This is a genomic window from Pseudomonas putida, assembly GCF_001976065.1.
In the GTDB taxonomy this organism is placed as follows: domain Bacteria; phylum Pseudomonadota; class Gammaproteobacteria; order Pseudomonadales; family Pseudomonadaceae; genus Aquipseudomonas; species Aquipseudomonas serbica.
Window position 1 is genome coordinate 573198 of the sequence record NZ_MNAH01000003.1, and the last position, 21097, is coordinate 594294.

Sequence of the window (21097 nt, forward strand, 5' to 3'; positions counted from 1 at the left end):
TCCCCAATGAGGCCGCCTTCGCGAGCAAGCCCGCTCCCACAGGGGAACGCATTTCAACATGTGGGAGCGGGCTTGCTCGCGAAGGCGCCCGTCAATACACCGCCAACGCCTTGGCCAGTCGCTTGCCCCGTGCACCCGCCGCCAGATCCATCACCGCCTGATCCCGCTGCCACATCGCCGCCCACTCCGGCGGCCCCTCGGCCAACGCTTCATTGACTTCATCCTTGAGCCCTTCGAACTGCGCAAACAACCCACCGAGCAACACATGCCCCGCCGGGCTGACCGGGGGATGTCGACTGACTTCCGCACACCCGGCCAGCAGCGCCAGCAAGCGCAATTGCAAGGCCTGCGGCCAGGCACAGTCCTGGCCGACGCCGTACAGCCAGGCCGTCATGGCACTCAATACATAGATGTCTTCGAGGGTTCGGAACGGCTTGACGTAGGCATCCCAGCCATCCCCCGCCAGCAGTTCGCACAGTGCGTTGTCCAGAAACAAGCGGCCATGGCTGATGTCCGGCATCAACGGGATCGGCGGCAGTTTTTCCACCCTCACGCCCGGCTCATCGGGGTAGACCACCGCCAGACTCAGGCGCGCAGTCTCGCCGGACTGTTCGCTGCGGGTAGCAATCAGCAGCCAGTCGGCGGCATCGCCCGCGGTGACGAAATCCTTGCGACCACTCAAGCGCAAATCGTCCAGGCGCGTCTGCATGTCAGCCACCCGCAGACTGCGCTGTTCGGTCGCGCACAACGCGCCAAGGCTCAACGGTGCACTTGGCCAAAGCATGCGCAACGCTGCCTGATAGCCCACCAGGAACGCCAGCCCCGGCGTCGCCATCATCCGTGCGCCGACCACGGCCAGTTCAAACGGGGTGACGTTGCCCAGCTGCTGCAACAACGTGGCGAACCCCTCGCCCAGATCCGGGTTGGCGGGCAAGCGAGCGTGGCGGTTCAACAGGGTTTGCCAGGGCATAAGAGGCTCCTCAAGGGCTGTCATACAAGCATCACCAAAGCTTAATGGCGATGACACCGGGGCTACATAGCCTGACTTTGCACAACAAGGCTGGATAAAGAAAGTCGATTCGCTGTAACCCAAAGACGGGTGAGCAGCCCGCACGGAGATTCGTCATGACTCAGATCGCCCGCATCCGCGACACCGGCAACGAACGCCGCCTGCAAGCTGAACGCCTGGTGGGCGCCGAGGCTTTGCAGCAAGCCCAGGCCTTGCGCTTCAACGTGTTCAGCGGCGAATTCAACGCCAGGCTCAAAGGTGCCGAGCTGGGCCTGGACATGGACGACTATGACGCTCACTGCACCCACATCGGCGTGCGCGACCTGAACACCGGGCGCCTGGTGGCGACCACCCGCCTGCTCGATCACACCGCCGCCAGCAGCCTGGGCAAATTCTACAGCGAAGAAGAATTCAGCCTGCACGGCCTGGTCCATCTGCAAGGCCCGATCCTGGAGATCGGCCGTACCTGCGTCGACCCGGCCTACCGCAACGGCGGCACCATCGCCGTGCTCTGGGGTGAGCTGGCCGAAGTGTTGAACCAGGGCGGCTACAGCTACTTGATGGGGTGCGCGAGCATTCCGATGCAGGACGGCGGGATCCAGGCCCACGCGATCATGCAGCGTCTGCGCGAACGCTACCTGTGCACCGAACACCTGCGGGCCGAGCCGAAAAAGCCATTGCCGACCCTGGATATTCCATCGAACGTGATCGCCGAAATGCCGCCGCTGCTCAAGGCCTACATGCGCCTGGGCGCGAAGATCTGCGGCGAGCCGTGCTGGGACGAAGATTTCCAGGTGGCCGATGTGTTCATCCTGCTCAAGCGCGACGAACTCTGCCCGCGTTACGCCAAACACTTCAAGGCGGCTGTGTAATGAGTCGCTTGCGCGTGTACGCGCGAATCGCCCGGGTGTTGCTGGTGGTCGGGCTCGGCCTGAGCATGGCAACCCTGTTCGGTGTATTCGAACGATTGGGGCTGGCCCATTCGATGGAGCGCCGCCAGCGCTGGTCGCGCTTTTTCATGGCGCGCCTGAGCAACGCCCTGCCCTTTGCCGTGACGGTGCACGGTCAACTGCCGAAGGCGCCGATGCTGTGGGTCAGCAATCACGTGTCCTGGACCGATATTCCGCTGCTGGGGATGCTCACGCCGCTGTCCTTCCTGTCCAAGGCCGAAGTGCGCACCTGGCCCGTCGCGGGCTGGCTGGCAGCCAAGGCTGGCAGCCTGTTCATCCGTCGCGGTTCGGGTGACAGCCAGTTGATCCGCAAGCAAATGACCCGACACCTGGCGCACGCCCACCCGCTGCTGATGTTCCCCGAAGGCACCACCACCGACGGCCGTTCGCTGCGCACCTTCCATGGTCGCCTGCTGTCTGCCGCCATCGACTCGCAAGTGGCGCTGCAACCGGTGGCGATTCGTTATCTGCGCAACGGCGAGCCCGACACACTGGCGCCGTTCATTGGCGATGATGACCTGTTGTCGCACCTGATGCGCCTGTTTGCCAATGACCGCGGCGATGTGGAGATTCACCTGCTCAAGCCGATTGCCTGCGAAGGTCGCGAACGTGCGGCACTGGCATTCGAGGCGCAGCAGGCGGTGCAAAAGGCGTTGTTTGGTGAGATCCCGCAAAAGCAGCAAGTCCCAATGCGCCCCGCCATCGCGGCCTGAGACAATTGCCCTGAAAAAATACACCCCCTGTGGGAGCGAGCCTGCTCGCGATTCGGTTTAACACTCAACAATGATGTTGAATGACACACCGCTATCGCGAGCAGGCCCGCTCCCACAGGGGTTTATGTTGCTGGAGGCTTTTGGGCAAAATCCTGAAGCTGCGGATAGAACAACCGGAAATCCTCGCTCAACGGCTCATACAATATCCGCAGTTCCTGCATCGCAGCGGCCAATTCTTCCGGCCGGGTCAGGCGCCGCGAAATCCCCCGCAACACCTGCTCCAGCACTTCGAACTCCTGATAGGAACCCAACCAGTCATTAGCCACCATGTGCGGCGCGATTTTCGCCAGGCGTTCCGGCAACTGTGGCTGGTTGGACAGTACCCGGTACACGTCCGAGGTGAAGAGCTCCAGCGGCCGGTCGGCATACATCGCCCAGTCCCGGGCCAGGCAATGGTCGAAAAACACGTCGAGCACGATGCCGGCATAACGCCGCCGCGTCAGGGAAAACCGCGACAGCGCGCCATCCACCAACGGATGACGATCAGTGAATACGTCGATGCTGCGATGCAGCTGGATGGCCGCTTCGATCTCCGGGTCGAACTGCCCTTGCAGCCGCCCTTTGACGAAATCGCCATACAGACTGCCGAGCAATTGACCGGGACGCTGGCCACCGAGGTGAAGATGTGCGAGATAGTTCATGGGCGCAGCTTAGCACCGCGCCCATGTCTGCACACCCAGCATATCGTTATAACCCGATATACCGATTTACTCGGTCGTCAGAACGAAATCATATTGGTATATCGCGAAATACCGATTTAAAGTTCGCTTCATCGCGATATAGCGTTTTACACATCACGAGCCCCCAAACCATGAACCTTGAACTCGACGAAATAATAAAAGCCCTGGCGCACCCGGTACGGCGAGAAATCCTGCACTGGCTCAAAAATCCGGACGTCGAATTTCCAGACCAGTCCCACAGCAACGAGCACGGCGTTTGTGCCGGGCAGATCGATCAACGTTGCGGTTTGTCGCAGTCCACGGTGTCCGCGCACCTGGCAACCCTGCAACGCGCCGGCCTGATCAGCAGCCGTAAAGTCGGCCAGTGGCACTTTTTCAAACGCAATGAGGAAACCATCCAGGAATTCCTCAAAGTCTTCAGCAAAGAGCTCTGACCCTTAACGTCAGCCAGCCGAAAAGGAATTAACCCATGCCCCTCTCGCTACTCATATTGGCCTTGAGCGCCTTTGCCATCGGTACCACCGAGTTCGTCATCATGGGCCTGCTGCCCGATGTGGCTGCCGACCTCGGTGTATCGATTCCCGGCGCCGGCTGGCTGGTGACCGGCTATGCCTTGGGCGTGGCCATCGGTGCGCCGTTCATGGCACTGGCTACTGCCCGACTGCCGCGCAAGGCCGCACTGGTCGCGTTGATGGGCATCTTTATCATCGGCAACCTGCTCTGCGCAGTGGCCAGTGACTATAACGTGCTGATGTTTGCCCGCGTGGTCACCGCGCTGTGTCACGGTGCGTTCTTCGGCATCGGCTCGGTCGTGGCGGCAGGACTGGTGCCAGCCAACAAACGCGCATCGGCCGTGGCCTTGATGTTCACCGGCCTGACCCTGGCCAACGTCCTGGGCGTGCCACTGGGCACCGCACTCGGTCAGCAAGCCGGCTGGCGTTCAACCTTCTGGGCAGTGACCGTGATCGGTGTGATCGCACTGATCGGCCTGATCCGCTTCCTGCCCGCCAAGCGCGATGAAGAGAAACTCGACATGCGCGCCGAACTGCGTGCGCTCAAAGGCGCCGGTATCTGGTTGTCCCTGAGCATGACCGCATTATTCGCCGCGTCGGTGTTCACCCTGTTTACCTACGTCGCGCCGCTGCTGGGCGAAATCACAGGCGTGTCGCCCCGTGGCGTGACCTGGACCCTGATGCTGATCGGCCTGGGCCTGACGGTGGGCAACATCATCGGCGGCAAGCTGGCGGACAAAGGCCTTGCTGCGACGCTGATCGGCGTCTTCATCGCGATGGCCGTGGTTTCCACCGTGCTGACCTGGACCAGCGTCGCGCTGATCCCGACCGAAATCACCCTGTTCCTCTGGGCCACTGCGTGCTTTGCCGCCGTGCCCGCCCTGCAAGTCAACGTGGTGACCTACGGCAAGGCGGCACCGAACCTGGTGTCGACCCTGAACATCGGCGCCTTCAACGTCGGCAACGCCCTGGGCGCCTGGGTCGGCGGCAGCGTCATCGCCCACGGTTTCGGCCTGGCCAGCGTGCCCCTCGCAGCAGCGGCACTGGCGGTATTCGCCCTGCTGGCGACCCTGATCACTTTCCGTCAGAGCGGTAATCCCGAACTGGCCCCTGCTACCCACTGATACCTCACGAGGGTTGTAATTCATGACGACTATTTTCGATCCGATCAAACTGGGCGACCTCGAGTTGGCCAACCGCATCATCATGGCCCCGCTGACCCGTTGCCGGGCCGACGAGGGCCGCGTACCCAACGCCCTGATGGCCGAGTACTACGTACAACGTGCCTCCGCCGGCCTGATCCTCAGCGAAGCCACTTCGGTCACGCCGATGGGCGTCGGCTACCCGGACACCCCGGGCATCTGGTCCAACGACCAGGTACGCGGCTGGACCAACGTGACCAAGGCGATCCACGGTGCCGGCGGCAAGATCTTCCTGCAACTGTGGCACGTGGGTCGTGTATCGCACCCTTCGTACCTGGACGGTGAAGCACCGGTTGCACCGAGCGCCATCCAGCCCAAAGGTCACGTCAGCCTGGTTCGCCCACTGGCCGACTATCCGACTCCACGCGCCCTGGAAACCGCTGAAATCGCCGACATCGTCGACGCCTATCGTACCGGCGCGGAGAACGCCAAGGCCGCCGGTTTCGACGGCGTGGAAATCCATGGCGCCAACGGTTACCTGCTCGACCAGTTCCTGCAGAGCAGCACTAACCAGCGCACCGACCACTACGGTGGCTCCCTGGAAAACCGTGCCCGCCTGTTGCTGGAAGTGACCGATGCCGCGATCGAAGTCTGGGGCGCCGGCCGTGTCGGGGTGCATCTGGCACCACGCGCCGACTCCCATGACATGGGCGATGACAACCTGGCCGAAACCTTCACCTACGTCGCTCGCGAACTGGGCAAACGTGGCATCGCGTTCATCTGCTCGCGTGAGAAAGAAGGCGCCGACAGCCTCGGCCCACAGCTCAAGGAAGCCTTCGGCGGCCCGTACATTGTCAACGAACGCTTCACCAAAGACAGTGCGAACGCCTGGCTGGCCAGCGGCAAGGCTGATGCCGTCGCCTTTGGTGTACCGTTCATTGCCAACCCGGATCTACCGGCACGCTTGAAAGCGGATGCGCCGCTGAACGAAGCGCGTCCGGAATTGTTTTATGCCAAGGGGCCGGTGGGTTATATCGACTACCCGACACTGTAAGCATCACCCGACAAAACAAAAAAACCCCACTCGAAAGAGTCGGGTTTTTTTATTGGCTCAGTTCACGCAATAAAACAAAACACATCTGACAGGAAAGTAAAATATCGCCCTGCTATCTTCAGAAACTCCAACTAACAATCGAAGACTTATATCATGGACGATCCAAAAGACAATGACACAAACGACATTCGAACACCTGACAACGAGGAGATATACGAAGACATCCAGCACGTATCCTTCGAGAAAAATGAGCTTAACCAGGCCATTGTCACTGCCGCCAATGCCTATTTCGGCTTCCTGTCGGGCTTGATAGAGTCCGTTCACGAACATAACAAAGACAAATCACGCAGGGATAAAGAGCGCCAGAAGCATCAGGACAGGCTGGACAAACTTGCAAAAGAAGCCAAGGTAGACGAAGAAGAAAACTGGAAAGCCATCAAACGGGTCAAAACCCACACCACCGTACTGGTCTATATTTACAATGGCACAGACGAGACCTTTGCACTCGAGAGTTCCACTTGGGATAACAGTATCCATCCAAAAGAAGCCTATGACATTGCACCTTGGCAATTTGAATCCTTCAGGCTAAGCAGTGAGATACCTGCGCGTCGCACCCGCCGGTCCAATCTTCCGACGCAAGTAAAACATGGCTTCGGTTATAAGGGCGGCGGCTTGGCATTCGACTTTTCAACGCTGTTGAAGCTGGTAGTGCCTTACAACCCTTGGACCTTTGAACCGCAGGTTACTGTAAGCAGATCGCATGACATTCGCTCCATCGGTAATACCCCGCTCAATTGCAAATCCAGCATTACCCGAAGCCTTGATGGCGCACCTTATAGCTATAACGTCGTGATCATCCTGGGTTGAAACCAGCAGGATTTCTCTACTGCGACACAAAATCCATACAAAATACGTAGCGAGTTACCTGTCAACCTGACGCGCGTCCGTATATAAAAGCATCCCAGCATGACTGCGCGGGCGAAGAGATAACCATCGCCCGCGTTTATTGACAGCGTGTGTGCGAATTACGAATTTTGTTTCATTTGCACAGGCTGGGGCTCAGGCGCAGCATATCCAATCCTGTATCAACCCAACGCTCGGCCTCGAGGTGCAATTGAAAGCTATCGGGAGCCAGTAGCCACTGGTACAGGATGCCATCGATGTAGGCATGCAGGCTGATGGCCGCGCGAGCCGTGTCGAGGTTTTCCGGCAATTGCCCGCGATTCACCGCGTTACTCAGGGCCAGGCCGATCCGTACGTTGCAGTCCAGGCTCGCCGCCACGCGTTGCTGGCGCAAGTCGCACATTTCATCGGTGAACTCGCACTTATGAAACAGAATTTCGTTGATGCGTCGGGTTTTCGGGTCCAGCGCAATTTGATGAAACAAATGAATCAACAGCTTGCGCATGCAGCCCAGGGGGTCGGGTTCGTCTGTGCTTTCGCTGGCCTTGGCCATTTCATCCAGAGGCTCATGCAGGGTGTCGAGCATGGCCTGCACCAGGTCCGCCTTGTTGCTGAAATGCCAGTAGATCGCCCCGCGAGTGACGCCGGCCAGGGTCGCGATGTCTGCCAGGGTCGTGCGCGCCACACCCCGCTCGAAAAAGGCTTTTTCGGCCGCTTCGAGTATCTGGCTGCGAGTTTCTTGAGCTTCCTCTTTGGTACGACGGACCATGGCAGTACAACCTCAATCAGGATGCTTCAGCGATGTCTGGATATCAGCTGAATAAAAGCGGGGCGAGTGCTCTTGGGTGTCGTCCCCGGGCCTACGATTTCAATTTTTCCAACGCGTTTGTAACGAGCCGGGTACGTACCCAAGGTCTTTACAAACAGCCGTGAATGTAAGTATATTCCTTAGCATGCTACTTATCCACCCGGCCCACACTTTTTAACCTTCCATCTTTTCTTGTGCGTTTTTTTGCGCGCCTGACCCGAGGATTTTCATGCAATTCAAGCCAGCTGTTACCGCTCTGGTCGCCGCCGTCGCCCTCGCATCGTTGCTCAGCGGATGCAAAAAGGAAGAAGCTCCACCGGCAGCACCACCGCCTCAGGTCGGCGTCGTTACCCTGCAACCGCAAACGTTTACGCTTACCTCGGATTTGCCGGGTCGTACCAGCGCGTTCCGCATCGCTGAAGTTCGCCCGCAGGTCAACGGCATCATTCTCAAGCGCCTGTTCAAGGAAGGCAGTGACGTCAAGGCCGGCCAGCAGCTCTATCAGATCGATCCGTCGGTCTATGAAGCGACGCTTAAAAGCGCCGAAGCGAATTTGCGCTCGACCAAATCGATCTCCGATCGCTACAAACAACTGGTCGACGAACAGGCTGTCAGCCGCCAGGAATACGACACTGCCGTGGCCAACCGCCTGCAATCGGAAGCGTCGTTGCAATCGGCCCAGATCAACGTGCGCTACACCAAGGTCTACGCGCCGTTGACCGGCCGGATCGGTCGTTCCACGGTGACCGAGGGCGCGCTGGTCAGCAATGCCCAGACTGAAGCGATGGCTGTGATCCAGCAACTTGATCCGATCTATGTCGATGTGACGCAATCTTCGGTCGAACTGCTGCAACTGCGGCGCGAACTGGAAAGCGGACGCCTGCAGAAGGCTGGCGACAACGCCGCCAAGGTCAAGCTAACCCTCGAAGACGGCAGCGAATACAAGCTGGACGGTAAACTGGAGTTCTCCGAAGTGTCGGTTGACCAGACCACCGGTTCCGTGACCCTGCGTGCCGTGTTCCCGAACCCTGACCACACACTGCTGCCGGGCATGTTCGTCCACGCGCAGTTGCAGGCTGGTGTGAACAGCGCGGCGATCCTGGCCCCGCAACAAGGCGTGACCCGTGACCTCAAAGGCACACCGACCGCGCTGGTCGTCGGCCCGGACAACAAGGTCGAACTGCGTCAGCTCAAGGCCAGCCGCACCGTCGGCAACCAATGGCTGATCGAAGACGGCCTGAAGGCCGGCGATCGCCTGATCACCGAAGGCCTGCAATTCGTCAAGCCCGGCATCGAAGTCAAGGCCACTGACGCGACCAACGTAGGCGCCAGGAACCCGGCCCCCGCCAAGCCAGCTGAGCAGGCTGCCAGCGGCAAAGGGGAGTAACTCATGTCAAAATTTTTCATCGACCGTCCGATTTTCGCCTGGGTAATTGCCCTGGTGATCATGCTGGTCGGGGCACTGTCGATCCTCAAGCTGCCGATCAACCAGTACCCGAGCATTGCGCCGCCGGCCATCGCCATTTCCGTGGCCTACCCGGGCGCTTCCGCGCAAACCGTGCAGGACACCGTGGTCCAGGTGATCGAGCAACAGCTCAACGGTATCGACAATCTGCGTTATGTATCTTCGGAAAGTAACTCCGACGGCACCATGACCATTACCGCGACCTTCGAGCAGGGCACCAACTCCGATACCGCGCAGGTCCAGGTCCAGAACAAGCTGAACCTGGCCACCCCGCTGTTGCCGCAGGAAGTGCAGCAACAAGGTATCCGCGTGACCAAGGCAGTGAAGAACTTCCTGCTGGTGATCGGTGTGGTGTCGCGTGACGGCAGCATGACCAAGGACGACTTGTCCAACTACATCGTGTCGAACATGCAGGACCCGATATCGCGGACCGCCGGTGTCGGCGACTTCCAGGTGTTCGGTTCGCAGTACGCCATGCGTATCTGGCTCGACCCGGCCAAGTTGAACAACTTCCACCTGACCCCGATCGACGTCAAGACCGCCATTGCCGCACAGAACGTCCAGGTCTCCTCCGGCCAGCTCGGCGGCCTGCCTGCCCTGCCCGGCACCCAGCTGAACGCGACGATCATCGGCAAGACCCGTCTGCAGACCGCCGAGCAATTCGAAAAGATCCTGCTCAAGGTCAACAAGGACGGCTCCCAGGTTCGCCTCAAAGATGTCGCCCAAGTCGGCCTGGGTGGCGAGAACTACAGCATCAACGCCCAGTTCAACGGCGCCCCGGCTTCCGGCCTGGCGGTGAAACTGGCCACCGGTGCCAACGCCCTGGATACCGCCAAGGCGCTGCGCGCGACCATCGACAGCCTCAAGCCGTTCTTCCCCGAAGGGATGGAAGTGGTGTTCCCGTACGACACCACGCCGGTGGTGACCGAATCGATCAAGGGCGTGGTTCACACCCTGGTCGAAGCGGTTGCGCTGGTGTTCCTGGTGATGTTCCTGTTCCTGCAGAACTTCCGCGCCACCATCATCACCACGATGACAGTGCCAGTAGTACTGCTCGGTACCTTCGGGATCCTCGCGGCGGCCGGGTTCAGCATCAACACCCTGACGATGTTCGGCATGGTGCTGGCCATCGGCTTGCTGGTGGACGATGCCATCGTCGTGGTGGAAAACGTCGAACGGGTGATGAGCGAAGAAGGCCTGTCGCCCAAGGAAGCGACCAAGAAATCCATGGGCCAGATCCAGGGTGCGCTGGTCGGTATCGCCCTGGTGCTGTCGGCGGTATTGCTGCCGATGGCGTTCTTCAGCGGCTCCACCGGTGTGATCTACAAGCAGTTCTCGATCACTATCGTCTCGGCCATGGCCCTGTCGGTACTGGTTGCCCTGATCTTCACCCCGGCGCTTTGCGCCACCATGCTCAAGGCCATTCCGAAAGGCGAGCACCACACGCCCAAACGCGGCTTCTTCGGCTGGTTCAACCGCAACTTCGACCGTGGCGTCAAAAGCTATGAGCGTGGCGTGGGCAGCATGCTGACGCACAAGGCGCCGTACCTGCTGGCCTACCTCATCATCGTTGTCGGCATGATCTGGCTGTTCACCCGCATTCCAACGGCGTTCCTGCCGGAAGAAGACCAGGGCGTACTGTTCGCCCAGGTGCAGACCCCAGCCGGTTCGACCGCCCAGCGCACCCAGGTAGTCGTGGACGAAATGCGTGAATTCCTCCTGCGTCCGGGCAAGGATGGCGGTGAAGGCGATGCGGTGAACTCGGTGTTTACCGTGACCGGCTTCAACTTCGCCGGCCGTGGCCAGAGTTCGGGCATGGCGTTCATCATGCTGCGCCCATGGGAAGATCGAAACGCCGACAACAGCGTGTTCAAGGTCGCGGCCCGTGCCCAGCAGCACTTCTTCACCTTCCGTGACGCCATGGTGTTTGCCTTCGCCCCGCCAGCGGTACTGGAATTGGGTAACGCCACCGGTTTCGACGTGTTCCTGCAGGACCGCGCCGGTATCGGTCACGACAAGCTGATGGAAGCCCGCAACCAGTTCCTCGGCATGGCGGCGCAGAGCAAGATCCTCACCCAGGTGCGTCCGAACGGCCTGAACGACGAACCGCAATTCCAACTGGAAATCGACGACGAGAAGGCCAGTGCGCTGGGCATTACCATCGCCGACATCAACAACACCCTGTCGATTGCCCTGGGCAGTAGCTACGTCAACGACTTCATCGACCGGGGTCGGGTGAAGAAAGTTTACGTGCAGGGCCAGCCGGGTTCACGCATGAGCCCCGAAGACCTGAACAAGTGGTACGTGCGCAACAGCGTCGGCACCATGGTTCCGTTCTCGGCGTTCGCCAAGGGCGAGTGGATCTACGGATCGCCGAAACTGGCCCGCTACAACGGCGTAGAGGCGATGGAAATCCTTGGCGCTCCGGCCCCGGGTTATTCCACCGGTGAAGCGATGGCCGAAGTCGAAGCCCTTGCCGCCAAACTGCCGAAGGGTGTCGGTATTTCCTGGACCGGCCTGTCCTACGAGGAACGACTGTCCGGCTCGCAAGCACCGGCGCTGTACGCCCTGTCGCTGCTGATGGTGTTCCTGTGCCTGGCGGCGCTGTATGAGAGCTGGTCGATTCCGATTGCGGTGATGCTCGTAGTACCGCTGGGGATCATCGGTGCACTGATGGCCACCAGCCTGCGCGGCCTGTCCAACGACGTGTACTTCCAGGTGGGCCTGTTGACGACCATCGGCCTGGCGGCGAAAAACGCCATCCTGATCGTCGAATTCGCCAAGGAGCTGCACGAACAGGGGCGCAGCCTGCGCGAGGCGGCCATCGAAGCCTGCCGCATGCGTCTGCGACCGATCATCATGACCTCGCTCGCCTTCGTTCTCGGCGTGGTACCACTGGCGATCTCCACAGGCGCAGGTTCCGGTAGCCAGCATGCCATCGGTACCGGTGTGATTGGCGGTATGATCACGGCAACCGTCCTGGCGATCTTCTGGGTCCCACTGTTCTTCGTCACCGTGTCGGCCATGGGTCAGCGTAAAAACGTCGACCAGGAAGACGCTACTGAAACTCCTAAAGAGGCTGGCTAATGAGCAAGTCGCTACTCTCCCTGGCAGTCGCCGCCTTCGTGCTCAGTGGCTGCTCGCTGATACCTGACTATGAGCGGCCGGATGCTCCGGTGGCAGGTCAATACCCGCAGGGCCCGGCGTATTCGCCGGCCCAGGCACCGGCGCAGGCCGCTGCCGAGCAGGGCTGGAAGCAGTTTTTCCATGACCCGGCGCTGCAGCAGCTGATTCAGGTATCCCTGGAAAACAACCGTGACCTGCGTGTCGCGGCCTTGAACATCGACGCCTTTGCGGCTCAATACCGCATCTCGCGCGCCGATCTGTTCCCGGCCGTTTCAGCCAATGGCACCGGCAGCCGTCAACGCCTGCCGGCTGACGCCTCGCAGACCGGCGAAGCCGGGATCAGCAGCTCCTACTCGGCCACCGTCGGCATCAGTGCCTACGAGCTCGATATGTTCGGGCGGATTCGCAGCCTGAACGAAGAAGCGCTGCAGCAGTACTTCGCCACCGAAGAAGGCCGGCGCAGCACCCAGATCAGCCTGGTGGCCAGCGTGGCCAATGCCTACCTGACCTGGCAGGCCGACAAGGAACTGCTCAAGCTGACCCAGGACACCCTCGCCGCGTTCGAGGAGAGCTACAAGCTCACCGCGCGCAGCAACGAAGTGGGGGTCGCTTCGGCCCTGGACCTGGCGCAGTCGCGCACCTCGGTGGAAAACGCCCGTGCGCAACTGGCCAAGTACACCCGTCAGGTCGCTCAAGATGAGAACAGCCTGGTGTTGCTCCTCGGCACCGGCATCCCGGCCAACCTGCAAGCGGCCAAACCGCTGAACGACGATCTGCTGGCCGAAGTACCGCCCGGCCTGCCGTCGGACTTGCTGCAGCGTCGTCCGGACATCCTGCAGGCCGAGTACAACCTCAAGGCCGCCAACGCCAACATTGGCGCGGCGCGCGCGGCGTTCTTCCCAAGCATCAGCCTGACAGCCAACGCCGGCACCCTGAGCCCGGACCTGTCCGGCTTGTTCAAGGGTGGTTCGGGCACCTGGTTGTTCCAGCCGCAGATCAACCTGCCGATCTTCAACGCCGGCAGCCTGCGTGCCAGCCTGGATTACTCGAAAATCCAGAAAGACATTGGCGTGGCGAACTACGAGAAGTCCATCCAGACGGCCTTCCAGGAAGTCGCCGATGGCCTGGCCGCGCGCCAGACCTACGTCCAGCAGTTGCAGGCCCAGCAAGACTTCGTCAACGCCAACCAGGACTACTACCGCCTGGCCGAGCGTCGCTACCGCATCGGTGTCGACAGCAACCTGACCTTCCTCGATGCCCAGCGTCAGCTGTTCAGTGCCCAACAGGCTCTGATCACCGACCGTCTGGCGCAGTTGGTCAGCCAGGTCAACCTTTACAAGGCCCTGGGCGGTGGCTGGAATGAACAGACGGCGAAGAACGAGCCGTTGAAAGAAGAAGCGCCGAAGTTGAAGTTGTTCTGATAGCGCTGTGAACACAAGGAGCCCACCGATTGGTGGGCTTTTTGTTGATTGCGGGAAAGTATGCGTTGTCAGATCCGGCCCCTTCGCGAGCAAGCCCGCTCCCACATTCGATCGCGTTATCTCTGCAGAAACCTGGTTCCCTGTAGGAGCTGGCTTGCCAGCGAAGAGGCCAGCAAGAACAGCACAAAAATCACAGCCAATCTTATGTTCGATAATCGCCCAAAATCTACCTTCATAGATTGAACCACCTAGTACATTCACATCACCATTCGGCCAACAAAACCAATAACAACAGGTTCGATGCCATGCCCCCGCGCCCTGCCCTCCCCGGCTGATCCGCCCCTTCTGTCCCGACTCCACATGCACGTCTGCAACCCCAGGTTGCGGCATCACCCTGTTTCATCCCCAAGAATTAGAGAGACCCCAGCCCATGCCTTCTCCCGCGCATTATTTCGTTCCCAGCCTGATTGCCATCGCCCTGGCGAGCGCAGCCCTGCCCGCCCAGGCCGAAGAGTCGGGGTTTGTCGAAGGGGCCAAGGTCAACCTGAACCTGCGCAACTTCTACATCAACCGCAACTTCACCAACCCGACCAAGACCCAAGGCAGGGCCGAAGAGTGGACGCAAAGCTTCATTCTCGACGCCAAGTCCGGGTTTACCCAGGGCGTCGTCGGCTTCGGCATGGATGTGCTGGGGCTGTACTCGGTGAAACTCGACGGCGGCAAAGGCACCGGCGGTACCCAGTTGCTGCCGCTGGACAGTGACGGCCGCCCGGCCGACAACTTCGGCCGCACCAACGTGGCGTTCAAGGCCAAACTGTCGCAGACCGAAGCGAAGGTGGGCGAATGGATGCCGGCGCTGCCGATCCTGCGCTCGGACGACGGCCGCTCGCTGCCGCAAACCTTCCGTGGCGGTCAGGTCACCTCGAAGGAGTTCGACGGCCTGACGCTGTACGGCGGCCAGTTCCGCCAGAACAGCCCGCGCGACGACAGCAGCATGAACGACATGTCGATGACCGGCAAAGCCGCGTTCACCTCCGACCGTTTCAACTTCCAGGGCGTCGAGTACCTGTTCAACGAGAAACGCACCCAGATCGGTGTGTGGAACGCCGAACTCAAGGACATCTACAGTCAGCAATTCATCAACCTGACCCACAGCCAACCGATCGGCGACTGGACCCTGGGCGCCAATCTCGGGTTCTTCTACGGCAAGGATGACGGCAGCGCCCGGGCTGGCGAACTGGACAACAAGACCCTGTACGGCCTGCTCTCGGCCAAGTACGGCGGCAACACCTTCTACGTCGGCCTGCAGAAACTCACCGGCGACAGCCCGTGGATGCGTGTCAACGGCACCAGCGGCGGGACCCTGGCCAACGACAGCTACAACTCCAGCTACGACAACTCCCGGGAAAAATCCTGGCAGGTGCGCCACGACTACAACTTCGTTGCCCTTGGCGTGCCGGGGCTGACCCTGATGAACCGCTACATCAGTGGCGACAACGTACACACCGGCACTGTCACCGATGGCAAGGAATGGGGTCGTGAAAGTGAACTGGGCTACACCGTGCAGAGCGGTGCGCTGAAAGACCTGAACGTAAAATGGCGCAACTCGACCATGCGCCGCGATTACAGCAACAACGAGTTCGATGAGAACCGTGTGATCATCAGCTATCCGATCAGCCTGTTGTAAACACAAAACAAATGTGGGAGCGGGCTTGCTCGCGAAAGCGGACGGTCAGCCAGCAATGATGTCGACTGAAACACCGCATTCGCGAGCAAGCCCGCTCCCACACTAGATCTTCGGTATCTTCAAGACCTGCGACACATTTAATCCCGCGATTCAGTCCCCAACTCATCCCACACCGACTCAGCCAGGTGGAAGGTCGCGTTGGCGGCGGGAATGCCGCAGTAGATCGCGCTCTGCATGATCACTTCCTTGATCTCGCCACGGCTCACGCCGTTGTTGGCGGCGGCGCGCAGGTGCAGCTTGAGCTCACCCTCACGGTTCATGCCGATCAGCATGGCGATGGTGATCAGGCTGCGGGTGTGGCGCGGCAGTCCCGGACGGGTCCAGATGTCACCCCAGGCGTGGCGGGTGATCATTTCCTGGAACTCCGAGTTGAACTCGGTCAGGGTGGTCAGGCTGCGGTCGACATGGGCGTCGCCGAGTACCGCGCGACGGACTTTCATGCCCTCGTCGTAACGTTGTTTCTCGTCCACAACAATCCCCTCAATGAGCTAACAAGAACGCCAGGACCCGCTCGCTGAACGCAGCGCCCGCCTGGACGTTGGACAAGTGCGCCGCATGGAACTCGGCGTACTCGGCGCCCTGCACGTGCTCCTGGATGAAGTGCCCACCGGAGGGCGGCGTGACCGCGTCTTCAGTCCCGGCAACCACCAGCAACGGCACCTTGATCGAGGACAGCTGATCGCGGAAGTCGGCATCACGCACCGCCGCGCAATTGGCTGCATAACCTTCAGGCGACGTCGCCGCCAGCATGTCGGTAATCTGTTTGGCCGCTGCCGGATTGGCTGCGGAGAAATCCGGGGTGAACCAGCGGGCAATCGATGCATCGCGCAGGGCGACCATCGCGGCTTGACCATCGCGCAGCACGGTTTCGATACGTGGGTTCCACACCGACGGATCGCCGATTTTCGCTGCGGTGTTGCACACCACCAGTTTGTTCAGGCGCTCGCCGGCATTGATGCCCAGCCATTGGCCGATCAGCCCGCCCATGGACAGGCCACAGAAATGCGCCCGCTCGATGTGCAGCGCATCCAGCAGCGCCAGCACGTCGCGGCCCAGTTGCTCGATGCTGTAAGGCCCCGGCGTCACCAGCGACTTGCCGTGACCGCGAGTGTCAAAACGCAGCACGCGAAAATGCTCGGTGAACGCCGGAATTTGCGCGTCCCACATATGCAGGTCGGTGCCCAGGGAGTTGGACAGCACCAGTACCGGCGCATCGACCGGTCCATCGAGTTGCGGCCCTTGAATTTGGTAGTGCAGTTCGCCATCGGCGAGTTGAACGAAAGCCACAGCAGTCTCCTTCAGGCAGTTAACGCAGAATGTTCAGCCACCGCTCGCTCGACCCAGGTACGGGCCTGACCGAGGTAATGGGCGGGGTCCAGCAGATGATCGAGTTCAGCCGCCGACAGTTCGGCGCTCACTTGCGGCTCGTCGCCGAGTACCGCGCGCAGATGACGTTGTTCGGCCACGGCGCGTTTGCAGCACTGTTCCAACAGATGATGCGCGGTGTCGCGGCCGACCCGCTGCGCGAGGACGATGCTCACCGCTTCGGCGAGCACCAGGCCCTGGGTCAGATCGAGGTTGCGCGCCATACGTGCGGCGTCCACTTCCAACCCGCCGGTCACCAGCAGTGCCTGCTTGAGGCTACCGGACACCAGGCAGCAAATTTCCGGCAGGGTTTCCCACTCGGCGTGCCATAGCCCCAGGCTGCGCTCATGTTCCTGCGGCATCGCGCTGAACAGCGTCGAAAGCAGGCCCGGCACGCGAGTCGCCGCGCCGATCAGCACCGCCGCGCCGACGGGATTGCGTTTATGCGGCATGGTCGAGGAACCGCCCTTGCCCGGTGCCGAAGGTTCGAACACTTCGGCCGCTTCGGTCTGCATCAACAGACTGATGTCGCGACCGAGTTTGCCGAGGCTGCCGGCGATCAATCCCAGTACCGAGCCAAACTCCACCAGGCGATCTCGCTGGGTGTGCCAGGGCTGGTCGGGCAGCGTCAGTTGCAGCTCTTCGGCCAACGCCCGGGCAATGGGCATCGCCTGCTCACCGAGGGCCGCGAGGGTTCCGGAAGCGCCGCCGAATTGCAGCACCAGCAGACGTGGCTTGAGTTCCCGCAAACGCTGACGACTGCGGGTCACCGCACCCAGCCAACCGGCGATTTTCATGCCGAGGGTAACCGGCGTCGCGTGCTGCAACCAGGTGCGCCCGGCCAGTGGCGTGGACACATGACGTTGCGCCTGGGTGGCGAGGGTTTGGCCCAGTTGTGCCAAATCGCTGTCGATCAATTCCAGGGCGCGGCGTAATTGCAGCACCAGGCCGCTGTCCATCACGTCCTGACTGGTGGCGCCCAGATGCACGTAGCGCTCGGCTTGGGCATCGCTCGCGGCGATCTGCTTGCCCAACGCCTTGACCAACGGGATCGCCGAATTGCCCGCCGTGGCGATTGCCTCGCCCAACGCCGCAAAGTCATAAAGCCCGGCGCTGCAAGCCGCTTCGATCGGCGCGACAGCGCTCGACGGAATCAACCCCACCCGAGCTTCGGCCCGGGCCAGCGCCGCTTCGAAATCGAGCATGGCCTGAACCCGGCCCTGATCGCAGAACACTTCACGCATGTCGCTTGCAGTGAAATAGGCATCGAACAATTGATTGCCCGGTCGCTCGTTCATAAACAGTCCCTGGAGGTGCGGGCCGCTCGGGCCCGCTTGTGTAGATCAAAGGTCGTGATGCAAATACTTCGCTTGCTTGGGCAGACGCAGGCTGAACAGGAACGCGATCGCCATCATCACCGTCACGTACCAATAGAAGGAGTTTTCCATTCCGACCGCCTTCAGGCTCAAGGCCACGTACTCCGCCGAACCGCCGAAGATCGCATTCGCCACCGCGTAAGCCAGGCCGACACCCAGGGCGCGCACTTCAGGCGGGAACATTTCGGCTTTTACCAGGCCGCTGATCGACGTGTAGAAACTCACGATCGCCAACGCCACAGTAATCAACACAAAGGCCAGGAACGGACTGCTGACGCTTTTCAGGCTCAGCAGGATCGGCACGGTGCACAGCGTACCCAGGGCACCGAACCAGAGCATCGAGTTACGTCGGCCGATCTTGTCCGCGAGCATGCCGAAGAACGGCTGCATGCACATATAAAGGAACAGTGCGCCGGTCATGATGTAGCTGGCCGTCTTGGCGTGCATGCCCGCCGTGTTCACCAGGTACTTCTGCATGTACGTGGTGAAGGTGTAGAAAATCAGCGAGCCACCGGCGGTGTAGCCCAGTACGGTGATGAACGCGGCCTTATGGTCACGAAACAGTGCGGCGATGCTGCCGGCGTCCTTGTTTTCGCGCATTTCCTTGCTGGTGGTTTCTTTCAGCGAACGACGCAGGAACAACGAAATCAACGCCGCCACGGCGCCAACCACGAACGGAATCCGCCAGCCGTAGGCGCGCAATTCGTCTTCACTGAGGAACTGCTGCAGGACCACCACCAGCGACACCGCCAGCAACTGCCCGCCGATCAACGTAACGTATTGGAACGAGGCAAAGAAACCCCGCTGGCCCTTGAGGGCGACTTCGCTCATGTAGGTGGCGGTGGTGCCATATTCGCCGCCCACCGAGAGGCCCTGGAGCAAACGTGCGAACAGCAGCATGATTGGCGCCCAGACGCCGATGTCCTTGTAAGTTGGCAGGCAGGCGATCAGCAGCGAGCCGAAGCACATCATCAGAATCGATATCAGCATCGAATTCTTGCGCCCGTGCTTGTCCGCGACGCGGCCGAAAATCCAGCCACCAATCGGGCGCATCAAGAACCCGGCGGCGAATACGCCCGCGGTGTTGACCAACTGCACGGTGGGGTTGTCGGACGGGAAAAACGCCGGGGCGAAATAGATCGCACAGAAGGCGTAGACGTAGAAGTCGAACCATTCGACGAGGTTGCCGGAAGAAGCACCGACAATCGCGAAGATTCGCTTGTTGCGTTCTTCGCCCGTGTAGAGCGCCGCAGGAGCTGTAGTTGGGGTTGCCATTGTTTTGTTCACTCAATAGGGACAGTGAGATTCTAGACACACTTTGCAACAGTCCCGTTCCGCAAATGAATCAGCAACACACAAATCCCTGTAGGAGCTGGCTTGCCAGTGAAGGCGTTGGGTCAGGCGAAGCATTTTTGTCTGCCCCTGCGCTTTTCGCGAGCAAGCTCGCTCCTACAGGTCTTGGGGTGCTTCTTAATAGTCGAAGAACACCGTCTCGGCATCGGTACCCTGCAGAACAACGTTCCACTGGTACACACCTGACGCATCCCGCTTCGCCAGCAAGGTGCCACGGCGCTCGGCCGGCACGCATTCGAGCAACGGATCCGACACATTGGCCGGTTCGCCTTCGAAGTAGATCCGCGTCAGCAAGTGCTTCACCAAGCCACGGGCAAAGACCAGCACGACCAGGTGCGGTGCCTGGGTCGTGCCCTTGAGGCCCTCGACCGTGCCCGGCTTGATGGTGGTGAATCGGAAACGCCCTTCGGCGTCCACCGGCACCCGGCCAAAGCCTTCGAAGTTCGGGTCCAGGGGTTTGTCCTGGTCGTCTTCGGGATGGTCGTACTTGCCGGCGGCGTTAGCCTGCCAGACTTCCAGCATCGCGTCGTTGACGACATCGCCGTTGCCATCGACCACTTGCCCGGTGATCGCCACGCGCTCGCCCAGGGTTTGTTCGACGGTGAGGTCTTCGCGGTTCAGCCAGGTCAGGCCGATGTGGTAGTACGGCCCGACGGTGTGGGACGTGGTCGCAGTCAGCGTCATCTTATTTCTCCATCGGCGTGGCGTCGCGGCCGCGCAAAACGATGTCCCAGCGATAACCGAGGGCATAGGAAGGGATGGTTTTTTCGAGATCGAATGCGGCGATCAAACGCTCTTTGGCGCGGGTATCGGGCACGCAGTTGTAGATCGGGTCGTATGCCAGCAGCGGGTCGCCCGGGAAATACATCTGGGTGACCAGACGCGTGAGGATGCTCGGCCCGAACAGCGAGAAATGGATGTGCGCCGGGCGCCAGGCGTTGTGATGGTTACCCCACGGATACGCGCCGGGCTTGATGGTCTGGAACTGGTACCAGCCATCGGCGTCGGTCACGGTGCGGCCGGTGCCGGTGAAGTTCGGGTCCAGTGGTGCGTCGTGCAGGTCGCGGGCATGGTTGTAGCGACCGGCGGCGTTGGCCTGCCAGATCTCTACCAGAATCCCCGGCACCGGCAGACCGTTTTCATCCAGCACACGGCCGTGGATGATGATGCGCTCGCCCTGCGGTTCGCCTTCGTGCTGGGCGGTCAGGTCGTTGTCCTTCTCATTGACGCGCTCGGCACCGATGGTAGGACCGGTGATTTCCGACAGCGAATGCGGCAAGAACACCAATGGCTTGGACGGCGAGCGCAGGTTGGTGGATTGGTAAGTCGGGTGCAGGTATGGCGGTTGGGTGCCTTCCTGCGGGCGGCGGTAACCAGGCTTGTCAGTCATGAAGCTTTCCTCAGTTTCTTGTT

General features: G+C 60.8%; 19 protein-coding genes. 10 read left to right on the plus strand and 9 right to left on the minus strand.

All coding sequences use genetic code 11. The annotated features are described in order from the left end of the window. Positions 1 to 91 precede the first annotated feature (91 nt). Positions 92 to 970 (minus strand): acyl-CoA dehydrogenase middle domain-containing protein, encoded by an 879-nt coding sequence (locus BKX96_RS13850; RefSeq protein ID WP_077184246.1) that lies wholly within the window; start codon positions 968 to 970, stop codon positions 92 to 94. A gap of 155 nt (positions 971 to 1125) precedes the next feature. On the opposite strand from BKX96_RS13850, the gene olsB reads away from it, so the two are divergent. Further along, entirely contained in the window at positions 1126 to 1881 is a 756-nt protein-coding gene (olsB, locus tag BKX96_RS13855) for an L-ornithine N(alpha)-acyltransferase (RefSeq protein WP_046816692.1), read from the plus strand. Next, positions 1881 to 2672: a lysophospholipid acyltransferase family protein gene (locus BKX96_RS13860; RefSeq protein WP_046816691.1), complete on the plus strand. Its 792-nt coding sequence runs from the start codon at positions 1881 to 1883 to the stop codon at positions 2670 to 2672. The genes olsB and BKX96_RS13860 overlap by 1 nt, the downstream gene beginning before the upstream one ends. Before the next feature lie 122 nt (positions 2673 to 2794). Here the strand turns inward: BKX96_RS13860 and BKX96_RS13865 are convergent, their stop codons facing one another. After that, positions 2795 to 3373, minus strand: a complete 579-nt coding sequence (locus tag BKX96_RS13865; RefSeq protein ID WP_046816690.1) for an acyl carrier protein phosphodiesterase — start codon at positions 3371 to 3373, stop codon at positions 2795 to 2797. Between the two features lie 170 nt (positions 3374 to 3543). Between BKX96_RS13865 and BKX96_RS13870 the strand changes: the two genes are divergently transcribed. The 4 genes from BKX96_RS13870 (at position 3544) to BKX96_RS13885 (ending at position 6987) form a co-directional block, all read left to right on the plus strand. Next, on the plus strand, positions 3544 to 3846 hold the full coding sequence (locus BKX96_RS13870; protein ID WP_046816689.1) for an ArsR/SmtB family transcription factor: 303 nt from the start codon (positions 3544 to 3546) through the stop codon (positions 3844 to 3846). A gap of 35 nt (positions 3847 to 3881) precedes the next feature. Continuing rightward, a complete protein-coding gene (locus BKX96_RS13875) occupies positions 3882 to 5048 on the plus strand; it encodes an MFS transporter (RefSeq protein ID WP_077184248.1) in 1167 nt (388 codons plus the stop codon). A gap of 22 nt (positions 5049 to 5070) precedes the next feature. After that, entirely contained in the window at positions 5071 to 6120 is a 1050-nt protein-coding gene (locus tag BKX96_RS13880; RefSeq protein WP_046816687.1) for an alkene reductase, read from the plus strand. A gap of 153 nt (positions 6121 to 6273) precedes the next feature. Next, positions 6274 to 6987 (plus strand): hypothetical protein, encoded by a 714-nt coding sequence (locus BKX96_RS13885; protein ID WP_077184250.1) that lies wholly within the window; start codon positions 6274 to 6276, stop codon positions 6985 to 6987. A gap of 172 nt (positions 6988 to 7159) precedes the next feature. Here the strand turns inward: BKX96_RS13885 and emhR are convergent, their stop codons facing one another. Continuing rightward, entirely contained in the window at positions 7160 to 7792 is a 633-nt protein-coding gene (emhR, locus tag BKX96_RS13890) for an efflux system transcriptional repressor EmhR (RefSeq protein WP_046816685.1), read from the minus strand. Between the two features lie 268 nt (positions 7793 to 8060). On the opposite strand from emhR, the gene emhA reads away from it, so the two are divergent. From emhA to BKX96_RS13910, 4 genes are all read left to right on the plus strand, one after another. Beyond that, complete coding sequence (gene emhA / locus BKX96_RS13895; protein ID WP_046816684.1) at positions 8061 to 9218, plus strand: efflux RND transporter periplasmic adaptor subunit EmhA; 1158 nt, start codon at positions 8061 to 8063, stop codon at positions 9216 to 9218. A 3-nt stretch (positions 9219 to 9221) separates the two neighbouring features. Further along, entirely contained in the window at positions 9222 to 12383 is a 3162-nt protein-coding gene (gene emhB / locus BKX96_RS13900) for an efflux RND transporter permease subunit EmhB (RefSeq protein ID WP_077184252.1), read from the plus strand. After that, complete coding sequence (gene emhC / locus BKX96_RS13905) at positions 12383 to 13843, plus strand: efflux RND transporter outer membrane subunit EmhC (protein ID WP_077184254.1); 1461 nt, start codon at positions 12383 to 12385, stop codon at positions 13841 to 13843. The genes emhB and emhC overlap by 1 nt, the downstream gene beginning before the upstream one ends. Before the next feature lie 430 nt (positions 13844 to 14273). After that, entirely contained in the window at positions 14274 to 15530 is a 1257-nt protein-coding gene (locus BKX96_RS13910) for an OprD family porin (protein ID WP_077184257.1), read from the plus strand. Positions 15531 to 15667: 137 nt separating this feature from the next. Here the strand turns inward: BKX96_RS13910 and pcaC are convergent, their stop codons facing one another. From pcaC to pcaH, 6 genes are all read right to left on the minus strand, one after another. After that, positions 15668 to 16060: a 4-carboxymuconolactone decarboxylase gene (gene pcaC, locus BKX96_RS13915; protein ID WP_046816680.1), complete on the minus strand. Its 393-nt coding sequence runs from the start codon at positions 16058 to 16060 to the stop codon at positions 15668 to 15670. Positions 16061 to 16070: 10 nt separating this feature from the next. Continuing rightward, the gene (gene pcaD, locus BKX96_RS13920; protein ID WP_046816679.1) at positions 16071 to 16877 is read right to left on the minus strand and encodes a 3-oxoadipate enol-lactonase; all 807 of its coding nucleotides are present in this window, start codon (positions 16875 to 16877) and stop codon (positions 16071 to 16073) included. An 11-nt stretch (positions 16878 to 16888) separates the two neighbouring features. Continuing rightward, the gene (locus tag BKX96_RS13925; RefSeq protein ID WP_046816678.1) at positions 16889 to 18253 is read right to left on the minus strand and encodes a 3-carboxy-cis,cis-muconate cycloisomerase; all 1365 of its coding nucleotides are present in this window, start codon (positions 18251 to 18253) and stop codon (positions 16889 to 16891) included. A gap of 45 nt (positions 18254 to 18298) precedes the next feature. Next, the gene (locus BKX96_RS13930; RefSeq protein ID WP_046816677.1) at positions 18299 to 19606 is read right to left on the minus strand and encodes an MFS family transporter; all 1308 of its coding nucleotides are present in this window, start codon (positions 19604 to 19606) and stop codon (positions 18299 to 18301) included. Positions 19607 to 19801: 195 nt separating this feature from the next. Then, positions 19802 to 20368 (minus strand): protocatechuate 3,4-dioxygenase subunit alpha, encoded by a 567-nt coding sequence (pcaG, locus tag BKX96_RS13935; protein ID WP_046816676.1) that lies wholly within the window; start codon positions 20366 to 20368, stop codon positions 19802 to 19804. A 1-nt stretch (position 20369) separates the two neighbouring features. Next, positions 20370 to 21074, minus strand: a complete 705-nt coding sequence (gene pcaH / locus BKX96_RS13940; RefSeq protein WP_077184260.1) for a protocatechuate 3,4-dioxygenase subunit beta — start codon at positions 21072 to 21074, stop codon at positions 20370 to 20372. Positions 21075 to 21097: the final 23 nt, after the last annotated feature.